Here is a 19598-nt window from a genome sequence, read left to right on the forward strand (position 1 = left end):
ATGACCACGCTCAGCGCCCCGTCCGGCCCGCCGCCGACCGCCCCCACCCCCGAGGCCACCGACGCCACGGACCTCGCGACCTTCGGTTATGAGCAGCAACTGCACCGCAAACTGGGCTCGTTCGCGTCGTTCGCGGCCGGCTTCTCGTTCGTGTCGATCCTGACCACGGTGTTCCAGCTCTTCGCGTTCGGCTTCACCTTCGGCGGCCCGGCGTTCTTCTGGACCTGGCCCATCGTGTTCGCCGGGCAGCTCCTCGTCGCGCTCTGCTTCGCCGAACTCGCCGCCCGCTACCCGATCGCCGGATGCGTCTACCAGTGGTCGCGCCGCCTCTCGACCGGTTTGACCGGGTGGTTCGCCGGCTGGCTCATGCTCATCGGCCAGATCGTCTCGGTCGCGGCGGCGGCGATCGCGCTCCAGGTCGTGCTGCCGCGCATCTGGTCCGGGTTCCAGCTCGTGGGCACCGACACCGCGCTCACCTCGACCGACGGCGCCACCAACGCCGTGCTGCTGGGCACCGCGCTCATCGTGGTCACCACGGTCATCACGGCGGTCGGCGTGAAGGTGATGTCGCTGGTCAACAGCGTCGGCGTGGCGTGCGAACTGGTCGGCATCGTGCTCCTGGTCGCGCTGTTGTTCTGGCACGCCGAGCGGGGCCCGTCGGTGGTCACCGACACCGGAGGAGCGGAGGGGAACGGCAGCTACTTCGCGGCGTTCCTGGTCTCGGCGCTGATGGCGGCGTACGTCATGTACGGCTTCGACAGCGCGGGTGAGCTCGCCGAGGAGACCAAGAACCCCCGCAAGACCGCGCCGCGGGCGATCCTGCGCGCGCTGGTCGCGTCCGGTGTCGCCGGACTCCTGCTGCTGCTCGGCGCCCTGATGGCCGCGCCCAGTGTGACCGACGGCGAACTGGCCGCGGGCGGGCTGCCGTACGTCCTCACCACCCAGCTCGGCACCGGGCTCGGCAAGGCCCTTCTCGTGGACGTCGCCATCGCGATGTTCGTGTGCACGCTGGCGATCCAGACGGCCGCGACGCGCCTGGTGTTCTCGATGTCGCGGGACGGGGTGCTGCCCGGCTCGGCGCGCCTGGCCAAGGTGTCACCGCGGACCGGGACTCCCGTGCTGCCCGCGCTCATCGTCGGGGTGCTGGCCGCCGCGCTGCTGCTGGTCAACGTCGGCCGCGCGGAGCTGTTCACGGCGCTCACCTCCGTCGCGATCGTGCTGGTCTACGTCGCCTACCTCCTGGTCACCCTGCCGATGCTGGTCGCCCGACTGCGCGGCCGCCTGCCCGCCCACGAAGGCTTCGGGCTGGGCCGGTTCGGGCTCGTGGTGAACCTGGGCGCGGTCGTGTACGGCGTGCTCATGGCCGTGAACATCGGCTGGCCGCGGGCCGAGGTGTACGACCCGGCGGGCGGCCACTGGTACCTCGAGTGGTTCGCCACCCTGTTCGTCGGCGGCGTGCTGCTCGTGGGCGCCGGGGCGTACGCCCTGCTGCGCCGTGAACACCGGCGCACCGCACCGGTCGCCGTCGCCGCGGGGGTGGCCTCGTGACCGCGCTTCCCGACACCGTCGGCACCGCGCCGGGTGTTCCGCTGTACGAGCACGAGATCGCCGCGGGCGCCGCATGGACGGTACGCCTCGGCCGCCACCGGGCTCTGCGCCTGACCTGCCTGGACGACGGCGCCAACGCCTCCGTACTGGTCTTCGCCGCCGCCGACCCGCTCGAACGCCTCAACGTCCCGGACACCCTCAAGGCGCAGATGTCCGCCCGGGTGCACCCGCCGATGGTCCTGATGTCCGACATGGGCCGCGCGCTCGCGTCGATGACCGCGTCGTCCCTCGACTGGCACGACGCGATCACCGGGCACAGCACCGACGCCCAGGTGCGGGACCGCTTCGGCCCCTCCGACTACGCGAACGACCGCAACGCGTGGCGGCGCAGCGCCCGGGCGGGGCTCCTCGACGAGTTGTGGAAGCACGGACTCGGCCGCCGCGACCTGCACGCGACGCTCAATCTGTTCAGCAAGGTCGTGCCGGCCGGGGACGCGCGCGGTTCGCTTTCCTTCACGCCGGGCCACGCCGCGGTCGGCGACTGGGTGGAACTGCGGGCGGAGCAGGACCTGTTGGTGGTGCTCTCGACCGCGCCGCATCCCCTGGACCCCATGCCGATCTGGGCGCCGGCCCGCCTGCTCGCGTCGGTCGCGGCCGTGCCGGCTCCGGGGGCGGACGACCCGTCGCGCGTGTTTCGTGCCGAGTCCGGGCGCGCGCTCGCCGCGACCGAGAGGAGCCTCGCGTGACCACCACCGACACCGCCGTGCTGTTGGACACGACCGTCGCGGCCGGGGACGGCTGGACCGGGGAGATCCCGGCCGGCGGGCGCCTGCGCATCGTCGACCTGTGCGGCAACCAGGCCGTCGACACGCTGTTCTTCGACGCGCACGAGTACACGAACCGCTACAGCGCGGTGGACACCGTCCGGGAACAGGGCGCGGTGTACCTCACCACCGGTTCCGTGCTGATGTCGACGGGCCTCGACCCGCTCGCGACGATCGTCGACGACACGTGCGGCCGGCACGACACACTGGGCGGCGCGTGCGCGCAGGAGAGCAACGTCGTGCGCTACGGCGAGCACACGCGGCACCAGCACGCGTGCCGCACCACCTTCGTACGCCAGGCCATGGCGTGGGGCCGCGGCCTCGACAAGCGCGACATCACCCACAACGTCAACTTCTTCATGAACGTGCCGCTCACCCCGGACGGCGGGCTCACCTTCGAGGACGGCGTATCGGCACCGGGCAAGTACGTCGAACTCCGTGCCGAACGCGACATCCTCGTGGTCGTCAGCAACTGCCCCCAGCTCAACAACCCGTGCAACGGGTACGACCCGACACCGGTGCGGCTGCTGGGGTGGTCCGCGTGACCGCCGTCGCGGGGGCGGAAAGCCCGCAGACCGCGCGGGTCGTACCGGCCGCATCGGCAACGCCGGTCGCGCCTGCCGCGCCACCCGGCTTCACGGTGGTCGCGCCGGGCGTGCAGTCCTTCGTCGTCGACCTGGCCGGACGCGGTGGCCTGTGGGGCGTCGGCGTGCCGCCCTCCGGGGCCTTCGACGACCGCTCGTTCGCCCTCGCCAACGCCGCTGTGGGCAACCCGGCTTCGGCGGCCGGCATCGAGGCCGTACTGCGTGGTCCGGTGCTGCGGTTCGAACGGCGCGCGCTGGTCTGCCTGGCGGGCGCGGTCGAGCACGCGACCCTCGACGGCCGCCCGGTCGTGCCCGGCCGCGTCACGGTCGTCGGGCCCGGCCAGGTCCTCGACCTCGGCGACACGGTCGGCCCGGGCCTGCGCCAGTACCTCGCCGTCGGCGGAGGCGTCGCGGTGCCGGCGGTGCTCGGCAGCCGGACGACGTTCCTGCTCGGCAAGTTCGGCGGCCACGAGGGCCGTGCCCTGGCCGCGGGCGACGTGCTCCCGGTCGGCTCGGCGGAGAACCTGGCGGCGCCGCTCGACGTCACCGCCCTGCTCCCCCGGCTTACCGACAGCTGGGAACTGCGCGTCGTACCGGGGCCGCACGGCGCACCCGAGCATCTGACGGACGCCGGGCTCGCCGAACTGTTCGCCGCGGAATGGCGCGTGGACCACCGTGCGGACCGCACCGGCGTGCGCCTGGTGGGCCCGGCGCCCGGCTGGGCGCGCGAGGACGGGGGCGAGGCGGGGCTGCACCCGAGCAACATCCACGACAGCGCGTACCCCGTCGGCGGCATCATGCTGTCCGGCAACACGCCGGTCGTGGTCGGACCGGACGGGCCGAGCCTGGGCGGCTTCGTGGTGCCCGCGGTCGTGGTGCGGGCCGACCGCTGGAAGCTCGCGCAGGCGCGGCCGGACGACCGCGTACGGCTGGTCCCGGTGACGCCCGAGGAGGCCGCGGATACGAACCGCGCCCGGGACGCCGAACTCGCCGATCCCCGGGCGGCCGCGGCGTGGCTGGAGGTGCTCGGCGGCCATGCCTCCGACCTCCCGCCGACCGGCGCCGGGCCGGGCCGGCCCGAGCCGCTGCTCGACCTGCCGGCGTCGGGGGTGCGCCCGTCGCTCACCGTCCGGCATGCGGGCGACTGCCATGTGCTCGTCGAGGCGGGTCCGCCGAAACTCGACCTGACGGTGCGCCTGCAGGTCCACCTTCTCGCGCGGGCGCTGGCCGGGCCGGCGACCGTCGAGGCGGCAACCTTCGAGTCGGAAACGGTCGAGTCGGAAACGGTCGAGTCGGAAACTGTCGAGTCGGAAACTGTCGCTTGGGCAACCGTCGAGTCCGCAACGGCCGTGTCCGGCAGGCCGGATCCCTCCCGGGAGGGCTGCTCCCCCGCCGAAAGCGTGCGGGCCGGTATCACCGAGACCGTGGAGGGCGTACGTTCCCTGCTGCTCGCGTTCGACCCCGGCGTCCTCGACGCCCGGGACGTGGCCGAAGCCGTCGGCGCCGCCTGGGCGACGCTGCCCGACCCGCGCGGCATCGAACTGCCGGTCCGCGAGGTCGTGCTGCCGCTGGCCCTCGACGACCCCGCCGCGCACGAGGCGATGCGGCGGTACCAGCGCGGGGTGCGCCCCGACGCGCCGTGGTGCCCCGACAACGTCGAGTTCATCCGCCGCGTCAACGACCTCCCGTCGCGCGAAGCGGTGTTCGAGGTCGTCGAGGCCGCGACGTACCTCGTGCTGGGGCTTGGGGACGTGTACCTGGGTGCTCCGGTCGCCGTGCCACTCGATCCGCGGCACCGCCTGGTGACCACGAAGTACGATCCGGCGCGCACCTGGACCCCGGAGAACGCGGTCGGCATCGGCGGCGTCTACCTGTGCGTGTACGGCATGGAGGGCCCGGGCGGCTACCAGCTCGTCGGCCGCACGATTCCGGTGTGGCGGCTCACCGACTCCGGGGAACCTCCGTGGCTGCTGCGCCAGTTCGACCGGCTGCGCTTCCGTCCCGTGGCGCCCGAGGAATTGCTGCGGCTGCGTGCCGAGGTCGCGGCGGGGCGGGCCGGCCCGGAGATCCGTGAGGCGACCCTGACCTGGGACGACCTGACCGCGGCGACCACCCTCCTGGATGCCGAACAGCGGCGCGAGGCAGCCGATTTCACCGCACGCCGGGAGGCCGCGTTCGCGGCGGAACGCGACCGGTGGGCCGCACGTTGACGCTTCGGATCCCCGGGTGACCGGGGGCCGAAGCCCGCGAGCGGTCCGCACCGACCGGCGGACCGCTCGCGGGGCCCGGCCTTTGGTCCTGCCCGGGCGTGACCATTCGGCATGTTCGGCCGCGCCCACGCCGGGTAGCCGGCAAGTGAGAGCGAAACAGGACACGGCAGGGCAAGTCGGCGGCCACGTCGACTGGTCGAGTCCTCGCCGACAGGACGGAGCGCCGCACAGGCAGAGGGCCGGTGCGGATGACGTAGGGCGGTGGGCATGCGATGGGTACCAAGGAACGCGGCGTGGGTGGCACGTGTGGGAGTCGGCCGATCGCGGTGAGCGCGACCTACCCGTGCGACGACCGGATCTCCCGGGCACGCGCGGCCACACGGGAGTTCCTGGTGGAGACCGCGCCGGTGTTCCCTGCGGACGCCCGCGTCTCCGAGGACGACGCCGACCTGGCGCAGCTGGTCGTCAGCGAGTTGGTCACCAACGCCCACAAGTACGCTCCAGGGCCCAGCCGCCTGATCCTCACCCGCACCTCGGACGCGGTGCATGTCTCCGTCGAGGACTCCAGCCGGGACCTGCCCCGTCCGCACGGCTCCGACCCCATGCGCTCCGGGCAGCACGGCCTGGAAATCGTGGTGGCGGTGTGCCGGAGCCTGGACATCCGCCGCGAGCCGGTCGGCAAGCGTGTCACCGCCGTACTCGGCCTTGCCCATTGCCAGGCGGCCTGACCCGACCGCCCGACGCGCCGCGCCGCGACCGGTCCCGCGCACACCCGCGTCGCACGCCGGTCGCGGCGGGTGTGCGCGCGTCCTGCGTTTGTGCCTACGCCTCGGGAGAGTCGCCCGTTCCGGCCTCGGGCTCGGCTGCGGGCTCGGCGGTTTGGGGCGGGGACGAGGCCGCCGGAACTTCCGCCACTGGTACGGGAGTCGCCCCGGCGGACGGCGGCACAGCGGCGGGCGCGGGAGTCGGCGCCGCGGCCGCGGCCGCTCGGGGCTTGGGCGGAGCCTTCTTGGCCATGGCCTTGCGGTCGGGTTCCGGGAGCCCGAGGCCCTTGAGTTCGTCGGCGGTCCAGCCGCCGGCAAGGGCCTCGGTCCAGGCGTGCAGCACCCGTTGCTCGCCTTCGGCCGCCGCGCGTTGCAACGGCTCCAGCTCCGAGGCGGCGGCGGTCAGTTCGCGGATCAGCTCGATGCGCTGGTCGAGCAGGGCCCGGGCCGCCGCCTCGGCCTTCATAATCATCGTGTCATCGGCCATGCACGCACCGTAGTGGATCGCGCCCGTCAGCCGAAATCTCCCACGCCGACTACCAGTCCTCCCCGAAAGCGACCGTCACCAGCACGCGTACGAACCGGTCGAAGGAGATCTGGCAGCTCTCCAACCTTTCGTACGTGCGCGCCGAGACCACGACGACTGCTCCGCCGTCTAATGCGAGGCTCCAGCTCCAGCCCCGACCCCCGTCTGCGCGTCCCATGAGCGGTCGCAGGTCCGCCACACGCGTGCGCAGCGCCTCCAGTTCCGCACGGCAGACTGCCGCGCTCGCGTACCCCCGGGCGGAGCGGGCGATGACCCGTCCGTTGGGCGCGATCATCCGCCACCGCACGCGGCGTTCGGCGTCCAGGTGGACGTCGTACCGCGCGGAGCGGTCGGACGAACCGCGTTCGGAGGCGCCGCGGTCGGAGGCGGTGCGGCCGGAAGTGATGCGTGAAGCCTCGGCCTCACCCGAATCGGCCGGCGACATAGTCGGCGGTCCGGGTGTCCTGCGGCGAGCCGAACACCCGAGTGGTCGGCCCCGACTCGACGATCCTGCCGGGCGTGTTCTCGGCGGCGAGGAAGAACGCGCAGTGGTCGGAGACGCGTTGGGCCTGCTGCATGTTGTGCGTGACGATCACGATCGTGACCTCCTCGCGCAGTTCGGCGATGGTGTCCTCGATACGCCGGGTGGATGTGGGGTCGAGGGCCGAGCAGGGTTCGTCCATCAGCAGGACGTCGGGGTCGACGGCCAGCGACCGGGCGATGCACAGGCGCTGCTGTTGTCCGCCGGACAGCGCCCCGCCGGGCTGCCGAAGCCGGTTGCGCACCTCGGACCACAGGCCGGCCCGGCCGAGCGCGGACTCGACGACGGAGTCCTTGTCGACGCCGCGCCGACCGGTGAGCTTGAGGCCGGAGACGACGTTGTCGTAGATCGACATGGTCGGGAACGGGTTGGGCTTCTGGAAGACCATGCCGACGCGGCGGCGGGTGTCGATGGGCCGCCGTGCGGGTGCGTAGATGTCCTCCCCGTCCAGAAGGACCTCGCCGGCCAATTGGGCGGAGGGGATGAGCTCGTGCATGCGGTTCAGGATGCGCAGGAAGGTGGACTTGCCGCACCCCGAGGGGCCGATGAGCGCGGTGACGCTGTTGGCGGCCATGGTCAGGTCGACGCGCTCCAACACCTTGTGGGCGCCGAACCAGGCACTGACCGAACGGGCCTCGAGCGTCGAGGCGTTGCGGATGCCGGTTTTCGGGATGAGCGGCGATGGGATGGGCTGGGTGGTCGCGGTAGTGCCGCTGGACACGAGGAGAACCTTCCGCTCCGGGGACGAATTGCGCTTTCCCGCCAGGGGCTTGGTCGTGGGTGGCGCTCGGGTGCACTGGCGGTCGTAGTCGCGCGGGCCGGACCCGGTGGTCCGGACGCGCACAGATGGTGCAGGCGGATCCGTTGCATGGGTCATTCGATCGTCGGTCACGCCGTACGTGGTCAGGCCGTACGTGGTCACGCCGTACGTGGTCAGGCCGTACGTGGTCAGGCCGTGTGCGCCCCACCTCATGTCATGCCATGCTGAAAACCCCGGTCCCCACCTCACTCGTTGACCGAACTCACGTCCATACCCGGCGTGTTGTGCTCATCGTGTTGTTCCGTCCCGCACACGGCTTGGTCACCTGCCGTTGACTTTGGGTGCCGGTGCGGGCCGGAGGCCCGGTCACAGCGTCGCCGGCAGGAGTCGCGCCGCCGCGTCGTACAGGCTCCACAGCACCGCGGTCGCGATCGGGACGCCCAGCAGGAGGGTGACGCGCCGGTCGTAGCGGCGCAGCGCCCAGACCGCCACGGCAACCACCAGGGCGAGCGCCTGGGCCCACAGCAGCAGCCCGATGCCGGCCCCGGACTCGCCGCCGGTCCCCTTCTCGTCGTCGCGCACGGTCCGGGGGCGTCCGGGCTCGGCGATCCGGAACTCGCCCTGGAGGTCGGCGACGACGACCGTACGCCCGCGCGGGCGCCACCGGGAGTCCGCGGTGACCAGGGTCAACTGGTGTGCTCCGCCTGGGGATATGGCGTCGTCCGCGCCATTGCGGATGTGCTTCTTCTCGCGGACCAGGTACGTGAAGTCCCCTTGTTGCGTGGTGACGTAGATGCGCTGGCCGGGTTTGAGCGCGTCGATGCGGCCGAAAGGGGCGCCGTATGTCCACGCCTTGCCCATCAGCACCGAGTTGCCGAAGCCTCCGGGCAGTGACGTGTTGCGCAAGTGGCCGGGACCGCCTCGGAGTTCACGGGCGGTGGTGCCCTCGACGACGACCTGCCGGAGGTCGATGGCCGGGATCTCCAGGACCGCGACCGGGGTGCCTTCCTTGATGGCGCCGCCGATCGGGGCGGTGTCGTTGTACAAGCTGTCGGAGACGCGGTCGAACAGTTCGCGTTGGGTGCGGGCCTGCTGCAGGTCGGAGGCGACGGCCAGGTAGCCGATGAAGCCGCCGAGGAGCACGACCACCAGGCCCATGGCGACGCCGGCGATGGTGACGGGGTCCCAGGGCGGCCGGACGTCCCCCGGCTTCCTCGGGATCGTCCGCGGCTCGGTGGGCCGGGCCGCCGCTCCGCCCGCGCCGGGGGCGGGCGGAACTGCCGTGTCGGGACGCGGGTCCACAGTGGTCATGTCAGCTTGCTCCGGTGGGCCTGCGGCGGACGATACGGGTCAGGGCGGCCACCGGCGGCGGCCAACTCCCGGTGCGGCGGCGCCAGCCGATGCCCAGCAGCACCGGTGCCGCGACGGCGGCGCCCAGGGACAGCACCGTCAGGACGAGGAAGAGGATCGCCGACGGGTCGCCGTGCAGCGCCTGCTTGATCCGCTCGGCGATCGCCGCGGGAAGGTTCTTCGGGCCGTCGTCGCCGGTCGCGGCGGCCGGACCGGTCCGCGGCGAGGCGCTGGGGGTCGGGCTGCCGGGGGGCGGCGGCGAGGCCCCGGCGCCACCCGTACCGCCGTTCGCCGCCGCGCCGCCGGTGGTGGCCCCGTCGTCCTGCGGCCCCCCGTCGACCGGGTCGCCGCCGGATCCGCCGGAACCGCCGGACGCGCCCGTGCCGTTCCCCGTGGTGTTCCCGGTGGCCGGCGGAGTCGGCGAGGGCGTCGGTGACGGGGAGTCGGCCGCCGCTGCGGCCTTGCGCACGGCCTCGCGGGCGGCGGCGATCTGCTGCTTCTGGCGGGCGTTCAAGGCGGCGTAGCCGTGCGGAAGCCGCCCCGGTTCGAGGCCCGGGACCTGGCCCGGCCCCGAGGCGTACGCGAGGTAGGTGTCGATCGAGGCCGCCTTCTCCTTGGTGAGTTCCTTGGTCGGGAAGGCGACGACATCGGTGGTGGTGAGCGGGTACGCCTTCGGGTCGGTCGCGGCGAAGTCGTTCGTGAGCGTCACTCCGTCGGCACCCGGCTTCGCGGCCGCGACCCCGGCGGCGATCGATTCGGCGGTCGGCGCCACGAACCGCCCCGCGGCGTTGCGGAGCCGCGCGACGGGGAGCCGCATCCGCTCGGCGGCCTCCAGGGAGGTCACGGCGATCACGGCACGCTTGCCGGGCACGTCGGAGGGCACGGACGTGGGCAGTCCGTTGTTGAGGTATTGCTCCGGCCCCTGCGACCGCACGAGGTTGTCGACGATCGTCCAGTACGAGCTGATCGGGCGATAGCGCAGCTCGTACTCCTCGATGCGGTTCGTGATCAGCCCGCTGGGGAGGTCGGACGCCCCCGTGCGCCAGACGTCCGGGCACGCGATGCCGTTCTCGTCCACCGCTCCGGCGAGCCACTCGCGGGTGGCCCGGTCCGAGACGAGCCACCGGGTCAGTTCGAAGATCGTGTCGTCGTTGGCACCCCGCACGGTGATGACGTGCAACGCGCTCCCCGGCGCGGGCACACCGGGGTTGATCGCGGTGAACTCCGGGTCCTCGAACAGGCTGTTGTAATGCTCGTACGTCGGCGGAAAGCCCGGCACTTCCTTCTTGGGCCGACTGCCCGTCCGGTACTTCACGTTCACGCCGTAGGCGTCCGTGAGCAGCTTTGCCACCAGCCGCGGTGTCAGGTTGAGCGGTGGCAACGGCACGGGCCGCCCTTCCGCGTCGGTCGACTCCAGATTGCTCGCGAGCACGACCGCGCCGTTGGTGACCGGGGCGTACACGACCTCGCCGGCCTTGCGTCCCGGGATGCCGTCGCCCGCCGTGCCGAGCCGTTGGTCCAACGGGCCGCCGAGCGGTTGCGAGGTGATCGCCGCGTCGACGTTCCCGGCGCGGAAGGCGTCCCGGCCTTCGGGTGAGGTCCCGGCGGTCACGGTCGTCATCATGGGCGCGGCCGCCCGGCACATCCCGCCCTGCCAGGACAGGCCGGCCGTGGTGTGCTCGGAATTGCCCGCCAGGCGGAGTGCCACGCCGTTGTCCGCGCAGTTCTCCGGCTCGGGGGCGAAGCGGATCGGCGCCCACCCGGCCTGCCCCGCCTCGACTGCGAGGTCGAACTCGGTGCTCAGGGGGCTGTTCGCGGACGCAGACCCCACGGACACGTTGGCGGGCCCGAAGTCCGCCACGGTGGCACCGATCTTGGGACGCATGACGACCGCGATGATGCACGGCGTGTCGGCGTCGCAGCCGAGGTAGGGCCGATCCGACTTGGGAAGGACCTGGATCCATCCCTCGCCGGAGGTCCCGGTCACGCCGTAGTTCGCGCGGTGCCCGACGACGATGCCCTTCTGCCCGGTCTCCGGTTTGACCTCCACGTCGCTGACACCGTCGCAGTCGGAGCCCTTGGGCACCGTGCCCCGGCACTGGTAGATGCCGAGGGCGTACTCGTTGGGCATGAAGCCGCTCCAGGCGACCTTGACCCGCTGGTTCACCAGATCGTTGGACTGCGACAAGGTCACCTCCAGCCCGCCGGATTCGGCGGCGGAGGCCGGCCCGGCAAGGTAGGCCACGCCGCCGAGCGCGCCGAGCACGAACGCCAGCAGCGCGGCGAGAAGCCCCGGCGCATGCCACGGACGGCTGAGGAACATGCGTTGCACGGTGTCTCCGGTCGTCGGTCGGGCCGCGCGTACCGCGGCGGCTCACCGCGCGCCGACTCGCGCGCAGGGCCCGGGACACACCTCACCGGTCGGTCGAACTCACGTCCAGACTCGGGAAGTTGTACTCATCCGTTCGTTCCCTCCCGCACACGGGTGCGTCACTTGCCGTTGAGATGCCCCGCGAAGATGCGCCGTTTGTCGGCATTCCACGGCGGCCTCGACCGGAATTCCCTGTCGTGGCGGGCCATTTGCGCGGCGGACATCTGGGCCATCGAGCGTTTCCGTCGCGGTCACACCGGACCGTCCGGACAGCGGCAAAGGTTGTGGGCGTTGCCACGGCAACACCCGATTCGGCACACGGCAGCCCATCGGGCTCCGGGAGGGAACTGCAATGATTCGCAAGCTCGCCACCGCCACCGCGGCCGTCGCCGCCGCCATCGTGCTGGCGGTTCCGTCGTCCGCCACCGCCGCGACCGACGAGTACGCGGGTGTCGGCTCCGACACCACGCAGGATGTGATGCGCGCCCTCAGCGAGGAGTACGCCCTCGACAACCCCGACTACCTCTGGACGAGCATCGACGCCGGCTCGACGTCGCAGACCGTGCAGAACCTCGGCACCTGCCCCGGCGTGACCTACTCGGCCGGCAGCCCCGCGCCGAACGGTTCGAGCGCCGGTATCACCGCCCTGCTGAACGACACCGACAACTGCATCGACTACGCGCGTTCGTCGCGTCCGCTGAAGCCGGCCGAGGACGTCACGCTGGACGCGGTCCGCCTCGGCGGCGACTCGGTCTCGTGGGCGGCACTGCCGCAGGCGAACGGCGGCTACGCGCCGAACCCGATGAACCTGTCGCTGGAGAACCTGCGCAAGATCTACAAGTGCGAGATCACCAACTGGAGCCAGGTCCCGAACGGCAAGGCGGGCGGCGGCACGATCGTCCGCTACTACCCGCAGTCCGGCTCGGGCACCCGTGACTTCTTCACCACCGGCATCCTCGGGTTCGACCCGACCAACCTGGCCACCGGCAGCTGCACCACGCAGCCGGTGATCGTCCAGGAGAACCGCGGCAACCAGGTCGCCGCCGGCGACCGCGCCACCGCGATCCTCCCCTACTCCAAGGCCGCCTGGACCGCGCAGTCCAACTCCGGCATCACCGGTGTCCCGGACAGCCGCGCCCAGTTCGCCCTCGGCACCGTCGACGGCGTCGCCGCCGGCGCGAGCGGCTTCGTGGGCAACCGCGACGTCTACAACGTCTACAAGACGGCCACCGCTCCCCAGGTCCTGAAGGACTTCCTGAACTGGGCCGCCACGCAGAACACCATCAAGGCGACGTACGGCTTCACCGCCTGACCCGAGCCACCTGCCCCGCACGCTTGGCCGCACCGCCCGACCACGCGGCCGAGCGTCACCACCCGGCACCGTTCCGCACCACCGCCGCCCCGGAGTCCACACCCGACCCCGGGGCGGCGGCCCGCGTGGAGACGCAACAGGCCTTCCGAACTGGCTCGTTCGTTGTCACCTCCTGTTTCCCTCGCAGTCGCCCCGGTCGCACTCGGCCACTGCTTGGCTCGATCCGATCTCGTTCCAGGCCCGCTGACTCCGCCAGCGCACCGACCCCGGGGGCTTACGCATGACCGCCGCAGCGCAGGACGCCGCAACCGACTCTCCGCGCCGCATCGTCGTCCGGCGCACGCGGGTCGACCTGGCGTACCGCTGGACCACCCGTATCGCGGCGTGCGCCGTCCTCGCGCTGCTCGGCGCCATCGGCATCTACCTGCTGCGCCGCGGCTACGACGCGATCGACGCGGCCGGCTGGTCGTTCTTCACCGAGGACGAATGGTCGCCGGTGGGCGGCTCGTTCGGGGTGAAGGGGCTGCTGGTCGGCACCGTCCTCGTCGCCCTCATCGCGCTCGCGGTGGCCGTCCCGATCGCGCTGACCGCGGCACTGTTCATCACCGAGTACGCCCCGGCGAACACGCGCCGGGTGCTCACCTCGGTCGTCGACATGATGGCCGCGGTGCCCAGCATCGTCTACGGCCTCTTCGGATTCTTCCTGCTGCAACCGCAGTTGATCCCGATCAGCGAATGGCTCGCCACCCACTTCGGCTTCGTCCCGGTCTTCGAGGTGCACAAGCTGGAAGGCGCAAGCCGGTACGTGGACGGGCAGTTCGCGTCCTCGCTGTTCATCGCGGGCGTCGTCGTGTCGTGCATGGTGATCCCGATCTGCTGCGCGGTGATGCGCGAGGTGTTCGCCCAGGCGCCCGCGGGTGAGAAGGAAGGCGCGCTGGCGCTCGGCGCGACGCGCTGGGGCGTGGTGCGGTCCGTCGTCCTGCCGTTCGGCCGGGGCGGCGTCATCGGCGGCGTCATGCTGGGCCTCGGCCGCGCGCTCGGCGAGACGATCGCGGTCGCGATCGTGCTGTCCTTCGACACCGGCTTCACCGTGCGGGTCCTGGAGGGACACGGCTCCACGATCTCCACGCTCATCATCCTCAAGTTCGGCGAAGCCGACGAGTTCGCGCTGTCCGCGCTCATGGCGGCCGGTCTGGCGCTGTTCACCATGACGCTCCTGGTCAACGTCGTCGCGGGCTGGGCCATCTCCAAGTCCCGCAGCGGCGGCGCCACCGAGGCGTGACGCCCGCACGCCGCCCGCCACCCGCTCGTCCCCGTCCCGCTAGGAGTGGAGAACCCGCAGCATGACGACCGTCACCGTGCCGCCGACGCCCCCGGCGCCTCCGCCGCCCCTCGGGCCGGAATCCCCGGAACGCCGGGTGCCGCTGCGGGGCGTACCACTGGAGGACGTCGGCGTCGCCATCGCGTCGATGCTCGCCGGCACGTCGTTCGCCTGGCTGCTGTACGGCCGGATCCTGCCGGTGTCGGGCCGACAGGGCTTCCTGATCGTCGCCTACGCGTCCTTCGTGGCGTTGTACGGGATCAGCACCTACCTGCGCTCCGACGGCGTACGGGCCCGCGACCGGATGGCCGGCACGGTCGTGACCACCGGCATGCTCGCGCTGCTCGGCACCGTGTTCACCGTCATCACCTACATCTTCCAGCGCGGCTGGAGCTCCATCGATCTCGACTTCTTCACCAAAACCCAGGAGTACTTCGGGGCGTTGAGCGGCCCCGAGGTCGCGGTCGGCGCCGGGCACGCGATCGTCGGAACGCTGGAGCAGGTCGCACTGGCCACGGTGATGACCGTGCCCCTGGGCATCGCCGCCGCGGTCTACCTCAACGAGGTCCGCGGACGCCTCGCCGGGATCGTCCGCATCGTGGTGGAGGCGATGAGCGCGCTGCCGTCCATCGTCGCGGGCCTGTTCGTGTACGCGGTGCTCATCATCGAGTTCCGGCAGGGCCGCAGCGGCTTCGCGGCGTCGCTCGCGCTGGCCGTCATGATGCTGCCCATCGTCACCCGCACCGCCGAGGTCGTGCTGCGCCTGGTGCCGGGCGGCCTGCGCGAGGCGTCTCTCGCCCTGGGAGCGAGCGAACTGCGCACGCTCTGGCACATCGTCCTGCCCACCGCGCGCAGCGGCATGGTCACCGCGGTGATCCTCGGGGTGGCGCGCGCGGTCGGCGAGACGTCGCCCGTGCTGCTCGTGGCGGGCGGCAACTCGCGGATGAACTGGAACCCGTTCCACGGCGAGCAGGAGTCGCTGGTGTTCTTCATCTGGCGCAACGTCAAGTCCCCCAGCGACCGGCTCAATTCGCTCGCGTTCGGCGGCGCGGTCGGGCTGGTCTCCATCGTGCTCACGCTGTTCGTGCTCACCCGCCTGGTCGCGGGACGCGCGCCCGGTGAGCTGAGCCGTCGTCAGAAGCGCCGGATCGCCCGCGCGTCCGAGCGGTGAGTCCGTTGCCCGTAAACCGAGTCACGTCGGGAGCCGACACCGTGTCCAGCAGCAGGTCCCCAGCCCGAGCCCTGTCCCGCGTCCTGCGCCTGGCCGCGGCGCTGGGACTGGGCGCCGTCATGACGGTCGCCTCGGCACCGCCCGCGAACGCCGCGATGGAGCCGATCTACGGATCGGGTTCCACCTGGAGCCAGGTCGCGGTGGACCAGTGGGCGCGCGACGTCGCCAGCCGCGGCATCAAGGTGAACTACGGCGGCGGCGGCTCGACCCTGGGCCGCAGCCAGTTCACCCAGCAGGCCGTGGACTTCGCCGTCTCCGAGATCCCCTTCCAGGGCGCCTACCGCACGCCGGACGGCCAGGTCGTCGACGAGCAGAAGATCCTCCGGGAGCGCGGCATCCAGTACGCCTACCTGCCGATCGTCGCCGGCGGCACGTCGTTCATGTACCACCTCAAGAACGGCAACGAGCTGATCCGCAACCTCCAGTTGTCCGCCCCGACGCTCGCCAAGATCTTCACCGGCCAGATCAAGGTCTGGAACCACCCGGACATCAAGGCCGACAACCCGCACATCCGCAGCCTGCCGCCGAAGCCGATCATCCCCGTGGTGCGCTCCGACGGGTCGGGCACCAGCGCGCAGTTCAGCCTCTATCTGTCCACCATGGTCGGCGACATCTGGAAGACCGGTATGACCTCGGACTTCCCGGTGCCGTCCGGCGGCAAGGCGCAGCCGCAGTCCGACGGCGTGGCGAACTGGGTCGCGGCGTCCTACGGGGACGGTGCCATCACGTACGTGGAGTACGCGTACGCCAAGCAGCGCAACTTCCCGGTGGCGTCGGTCAAGAACGCGTCCGGCAGGTACGTGCAGCCGACGTCCGACGCCGTGTCCATCGCCCTCACCAAGGCGGAGTTGGCGCCCGACTCGACGCAGAAGCTCGACGGCGTCTACCGGATGCCGGACGCGCGCGCGTACCCGGTGTCGAGCTACAGCTACATGATCGTGCCGACCAACTTCCCGCCGGGGTCCAGGTTCAACAACCAGAAGGGCGAGACCCTCGGGCGGTACATCAAGTACTTCCTGTGCGAGGGACAGAAACAGGTCGACACCCTCGGATACTCGCCCCTGCCACCGCAGTTGGTCGGCTTCGGCTACGCGGCGCTGAAGAAGCTCCCGGGCGCGCCCGATCCCGGCGCGATGCCGCGCAACCTCGCCGACATCACCCAGGCCGAGTACGACGCCTGCCCGAACCCGACGTTCAAACCGGGCTACACCAAGCCGATCGACAACCGGCCGGGCGGCACCACCGGCGGCACGAGCGGCGGCGGCACGGGCGGAACCGGTGGGACCAGCGGCGGCGGGTCGACCGGCTCCGGCGGCAACACCGGTGGGGCGACCGGCAGTCCGGGCACCAACAGCAGCACCGGAGGCAACGGCGCGACCGGCGGCACGGGAGGCACGCCGGCCGACGGCACCGCGGGCAACGGAGCGACCGGCGGCACCGGTGACGCCACCGGCGGGCAGCCCGCGTTCGACCCCGAGACCGGTGAGGCACTCGACGGCGGCACAGGCGGGGGCGACGGGGCCGGCGGCGGCAGCGCGAGCGGCGCGCAGAGCGCCGGATCGATGAACCTGACCGACCCGCCGCCGATCCCCGCGATCTGGTTCTACGTGCTCGCCATCGGCACCCTCGCCGTCGCGGTCGGCGGCGGCCCCGCCTTGTACTCCTACCTCGACAAGCGCCGGGCCTCCGCGCGCGACAGCGGCCCCTGACCGGGCCGCCCCCAGAACCGCTCACCCCCCTTCCGCCCCCGTACGTCGCACCACCCGGCGCGCCCCCACGCGCCTACAGGGCATGCCCGCGTCGCGGTGTGCTCCGGCCAACCCCGAAGGGAAGCACCACCATGATGTTCCTCCGTCCCCGTGCCCTGGCCACCGCCCTGCTGCCGATCGCGACCCTCGCAGCGCTCGCGGTGCCGGCGGCGGCGAGCGCCCCGACGGCCGCCGCGGCCCCGACGCCGTCGATCACCGTCACGCCGACGTACGGAGCCGTCAACGGGGGAACGGCGGTCGCCAAGACCAATGTCCCCTGCCCCGAGACCGCCACCTCGTTCCGGTTCATGATCGACGGACCGAACGTCTCCTCCTCGCCCTTCGGCAGCTCGCGCTTCGGCACGCCGCTGCCGGCCGACCGCGTCCCGGACACCTCGGTGGTGGGTCAGCGGCCGCTGTTCCCGGCCAGCCGGCCGCCGGTGAACGGCGCGTCCTACTTGCTCACGGCCGAGTGCCTGGACGCCGACCTGGCCATCACCACGCTGGCGACCACCACGGTCAAGGTCAACGAGAACGTCTGGACGACGCTGCGCCCCACGGTCTACGCGCTGCCGTCGAAGATCGGCTCGCTGCGCCTCGCCCTGGTCGCCTACACCGGGTTTGCCTCCGGTGAGCAGGTCACCGGCGTGGTGCGCGCGGCGGACGGCACCACCACGGCGGTGTCGCTCCAGCCGCAGGGCACCACCCCGCAGGGCAACGGCGCCGCGCTGCTCCAGATCCCGGCTTCGGTCGCGGACGGCTCGTACACGCTCGTGATCACCGGCAGCACCTCCAAGGCGACCGGCGAGGTCGCCGTGACGCTGGAGACCACGCGCGTCTGGTGGTGACCACCCGCACGCACGGCACCCTGACGCCCTAGTTGGGCGGCCCCGGCGGGATCGGACCACCGACACCGCCGGGGCCTCCGCCGCCCGGGCCGCGGCCCGTCGGCTCCCTCGTCCCCTCACCTACCGGAAGTCGCCATGCTGCTGGCAAAAATCCTCGGCGCGGCCGGAGCGGCCCTGCTCACGGCATCGCTCACCACCGCTTTGACGGCGTCGGCGGAAGAGCCCGCGCCCACGGCCAAGTTCGTCTTCGACCCCAGTACCGGCGAGGTGCCGGTGGGCGGGGAGGCCCCCTCGAACGGCACCGGATCGACCATCAGTGTCGTCGACGCCCCGTGCCCGGAAACGCACCGCTACAGATTCCGGCTGCAGTTGGTCAACGCCGACGAGTCGCAGATCAAGAGCGTGGCGTACAACCGTCCGGCGGCCGACGGCACCATCCCGGTGCAGACCAATATCAACTTCTGGAAGACGGCCGCCGTCCTGCCGCAGAGCGGCGAGGTGTGGCAGATGCGCGCGCTGTGCTACATCGACGCCGCGAGCGCTCCGCTGGTCCTCGCGAAGGCGATCGTGCAGGTGACCGGTACGACGTGGACCGCCGCCCCCCTCGCCAACGAGTACCACCCCGAGATCGTCAACATGGGCCTCACCTACACGGCGGGAACCGCCGGTGCGTTCCAGGCCAGGGGCTTCAGGCCCTTCGACCAGGTCGTGGTCGCCGCACGGCCCGAGTCGGACGCGGCGGCCACACCCGTCGAGATCACCACCTTCACGCTCGACGGTTCGGGCGGGCTCCCGGGGACGACGACGATCACCGTTCCCGGCTCCTGGACGACCGGGACGTACCGCTTCGTCATCACCGGTACGCAGACCGGCGGAGCCCCGCTGGAACGGACCGCGGTCATCCAGGCGAGCAACTTCGGCATCAGCCTGGCGCCGCAGAACGTCAAGGCGAACGAGCAGGTCACCGTGGGGCTCACCGGCTTCGCCCCGAACGAGCAGGTCGAGCTCAAGTTCCGGACGGGCGAGCAGGCGCCGCTGTGGCAGACCGTGACGGTCGACGCCCAAGGGGCGCATTCGCAGGCGTTCGCGCTGCCGTCCGGCACCCAGCCGGGCGCGCACGCGGTGCAGGCCGAAGGCAAGACGTCGAAGGCCTCGACCGTCCTCCAGTTGGGCGTACTCCCGGCGACGACCACACCGCCCACCACGCCTCCGCCCACCTCCCCTCCCCCGACGACGCCGCCGCCGACGTCGGAGCCGCCGACCTCGAGCCCGCCGCCCACCGGTACGGGCGACCCGACCGACACCGCGACGCCCACCGAGACCGGGACGCCGACCGCGACCGACACCGGCGGGTCCAACGGCGGTGGCGACAGCGGGGGTTCAAACGGCGGTGACAGCGGCGGCAGCGGCGGGTCGGGCGGCAAGGGCGGCGGCCTGGCGAGCACCGGCGCGATGAGCGACCCCCGACTGTTCGGCACGGTCGGCGGGCTGCTCATGGCCGGAAGTGCCGCGGTCTGGTACCGCATGCGGCGCCGCTCGGCATTGCTGGAGGCCGACGGCCAGCTCTAAGGGTTGTCCCGTAAATGATCTCCGTTGTCGGAGTGTGGCGGCTTGATTCGCCGGTCATCCGGCGAGGGTGAGGTTGTGCAGGCGGGCGATG

General features: G+C 72.0%; 16 protein-coding genes. 11 read left to right on the plus strand and 5 right to left on the minus strand.

The annotated features are described in order from the left end of the window. The 5 genes from ACWD12_RS38615 to ACWD12_RS38635 all read left to right on the plus strand — a co-directional run bounded on the left by ACWD12_RS38615 (position 1) and on the right by ACWD12_RS38635 (position 5894). Complete coding sequence (locus tag ACWD12_RS38615) at positions 1–1548, plus strand: amino acid permease (RefSeq protein WP_450103544.1); 1548 nt, start codon at positions 1–3, stop codon at positions 1546–1548. Beyond that, a complete protein-coding gene (locus ACWD12_RS38620) occupies positions 1545–2294 on the plus strand; it encodes an urea amidolyase associated protein UAAP1 (protein WP_450103545.1) in 750 nt (249 codons plus the stop codon). The genes ACWD12_RS38615 and ACWD12_RS38620 overlap by 4 nt, the downstream gene beginning before the upstream one ends. Further along, positions 2291–2917: an urea amidolyase associated protein UAAP2 gene (locus ACWD12_RS38625; RefSeq protein WP_450103546.1), complete on the plus strand. Its 627-nt coding sequence runs from the start codon at positions 2291–2293 to the stop codon at positions 2915–2917. Before ACWD12_RS38620 ends, ACWD12_RS38625 begins: the two co-directional genes overlap by 4 nt. Further along, the gene (locus ACWD12_RS38630; RefSeq protein WP_450103547.1) at positions 2914–5166 is read left to right on the plus strand and encodes a 5-oxoprolinase/urea amidolyase family protein; all 2253 of its coding nucleotides are present in this window, start codon (positions 2914–2916) and stop codon (positions 5164–5166) included. Before ACWD12_RS38625 ends, ACWD12_RS38630 begins: the two co-directional genes overlap by 4 nt. Positions 5167–5438: 272 nt before the next feature. Next, positions 5439–5894: an ATP-binding protein gene (locus tag ACWD12_RS38635; RefSeq protein WP_358362966.1), complete on the plus strand. Its 456-nt coding sequence runs from the start codon at positions 5439–5441 to the stop codon at positions 5892–5894. A 94-nt stretch (positions 5895–5988) separates the two neighbouring features. Here ACWD12_RS38635 and ACWD12_RS38640 read toward each other — a convergent pair whose 3' ends face one another. From ACWD12_RS38640 to ACWD12_RS38660, 5 genes are all read right to left on the minus strand, one after another. Then, positions 5989–6417, minus strand: a complete 429-nt coding sequence (locus ACWD12_RS38640; protein ID WP_450103548.1) for a hypothetical protein — start codon at positions 6415–6417, stop codon at positions 5989–5991. Between the two features lie 49 nt (positions 6418–6466). Beyond that, positions 6467–6901, minus strand: a complete 435-nt coding sequence (locus ACWD12_RS38645; protein ID WP_450103549.1) for a DUF1508 domain-containing protein — start codon at positions 6899–6901, stop codon at positions 6467–6469. Beyond that, positions 6879–7655 carry an ATP-binding cassette domain-containing protein gene (locus tag ACWD12_RS38650; protein ID WP_435839190.1) on the minus strand — a complete coding sequence of 259 codons (777 nt, stop codon included), beginning with the start codon at positions 7653–7655 and terminating at the stop codon, positions 6879–6881. Before ACWD12_RS38650 ends, ACWD12_RS38645 begins: the two co-directional genes overlap by 23 nt. 468 nt (positions 7656–8123) lie before the next feature. Further along, positions 8124–9068, minus strand: coding sequence for a sortase (locus ACWD12_RS38655; protein ID WP_450103550.1), 945 nt, complete (start codon positions 9066–9068; stop codon positions 8124–8126). 1 nt (position 9069) lies between these two features. Then, on the minus strand, positions 9070–11430 hold the full coding sequence (locus ACWD12_RS38660; protein WP_450103551.1) for a hypothetical protein: 2361 nt from the start codon (positions 11428–11430) through the stop codon (positions 9070–9072). Positions 11431–11830: 400 nt separating this feature from the next. Between ACWD12_RS38660 and ACWD12_RS38665 the strand changes: the two genes are divergently transcribed. The 6 genes from ACWD12_RS38665 (at position 11831) to ACWD12_RS38690 (ending at position 19507) form a co-directional block, all read left to right on the plus strand. Continuing rightward, positions 11831–12790 (plus strand): PstS family phosphate ABC transporter substrate-binding protein, encoded by a 960-nt coding sequence (locus ACWD12_RS38665; RefSeq protein ID WP_450103552.1) that lies wholly within the window; start codon positions 11831–11833, stop codon positions 12788–12790. Between the two features lie 280 nt (positions 12791–13070). Then, positions 13071–14072 (plus strand): phosphate ABC transporter permease subunit PstC, encoded by a 1002-nt coding sequence (gene pstC, locus ACWD12_RS38670; RefSeq protein WP_450103553.1) that lies wholly within the window; start codon positions 13071–13073, stop codon positions 14070–14072. A gap of 61 nt (positions 14073–14133) precedes the next feature. Then, on the plus strand, positions 14134–15282 hold the full coding sequence (gene pstA, locus ACWD12_RS38675) for a phosphate ABC transporter permease PstA (protein ID WP_450103554.1): 1149 nt from the start codon (positions 14134–14136) through the stop codon (positions 15280–15282). Positions 15283–15323: 41 nt separating this feature from the next. Then, positions 15324–17051, plus strand: coding sequence for a phosphate ABC transporter substrate-binding protein PstS (gene pstS / locus ACWD12_RS38680; protein WP_450103555.1), 1728 nt, complete (start codon positions 15324–15326; stop codon positions 17049–17051). Positions 17052–17182: 131 nt separating this feature from the next. Beyond that, positions 17183–17938, plus strand: a complete 756-nt coding sequence (locus ACWD12_RS38685) for a hypothetical protein (RefSeq protein WP_450103556.1) — start codon at positions 17183–17185, stop codon at positions 17936–17938. 135 nt (positions 17939–18073) lie between these two features. Next, on the plus strand, positions 18074–19507 hold the full coding sequence (locus ACWD12_RS38690) for a hypothetical protein (protein ID WP_450103557.1): 1434 nt from the start codon (positions 18074–18076) through the stop codon (positions 19505–19507). Positions 19508–19598 lie beyond the last annotated feature (91 nt).

The sequence above is a fragment of the Streptodolium elevatio genome (assembly GCF_053592165.1).

Bases quoted from the DNA above. Each gene is read 5' to 3' on its own strand.
- ACWD12_RS38645 (WP_450103549.1), bottom strand. From the start codon at position 6,901: ATGTCGCCGGCCGATTCGGGTGAGGCCGAGGCTTCACGCATCACTTCC.
- ACWD12_RS38690 (WP_450103557.1), top strand. From the start codon at position 18,074: ATGCTGCTGGCAAAAATCCTCGGCGCGGCCGGAGCGGCCCTGCTCACG.
- ACWD12_RS38615 (WP_450103544.1), top strand. From the start codon at position 1: ATGACCACGCTCAGCGCCCCGTCCGGCCCGCCGCCGACCGCCCCCACC.
- ACWD12_RS38665 (WP_450103552.1), top strand. From the start codon at position 11,831: ATGATTCGCAAGCTCGCCACCGCCACCGCGGCCGTCGCCGCCGCCATC.
- ACWD12_RS38655 (WP_450103550.1), bottom strand. From the start codon at position 9,068: ATGACCACTGTGGACCCGCGTCCCGACACGGCAGTTCCGCCCGCCCCC.
- pstA (WP_450103554.1), top strand. From the start codon at position 14,134: ATGACGACCGTCACCGTGCCGCCGACGCCCCCGGCGCCTCCGCCGCCC.
- ACWD12_RS38640 (WP_450103548.1), bottom strand. From the start codon at position 6,417: ATGGCCGATGACACGATGATTATGAAGGCCGAGGCGGCGGCCCGGGCC.
- ACWD12_RS38635 (WP_358362966.1), top strand. From the start codon at position 5,439: ATGGGTACCAAGGAACGCGGCGTGGGTGGCACGTGTGGGAGTCGGCCG.
- ACWD12_RS38685 (WP_450103556.1), top strand. From the start codon at position 17,183: ATGATGTTCCTCCGTCCCCGTGCCCTGGCCACCGCCCTGCTGCCGATC.
- ACWD12_RS38660 (WP_450103551.1), bottom strand. From the start codon at position 11,430: ATGTTCCTCAGCCGTCCGTGGCATGCGCCGGGGCTTCTCGCCGCGCTG.
- pstC (WP_450103553.1), top strand. From the start codon at position 13,071: ATGACCGCCGCAGCGCAGGACGCCGCAACCGACTCTCCGCGCCGCATC.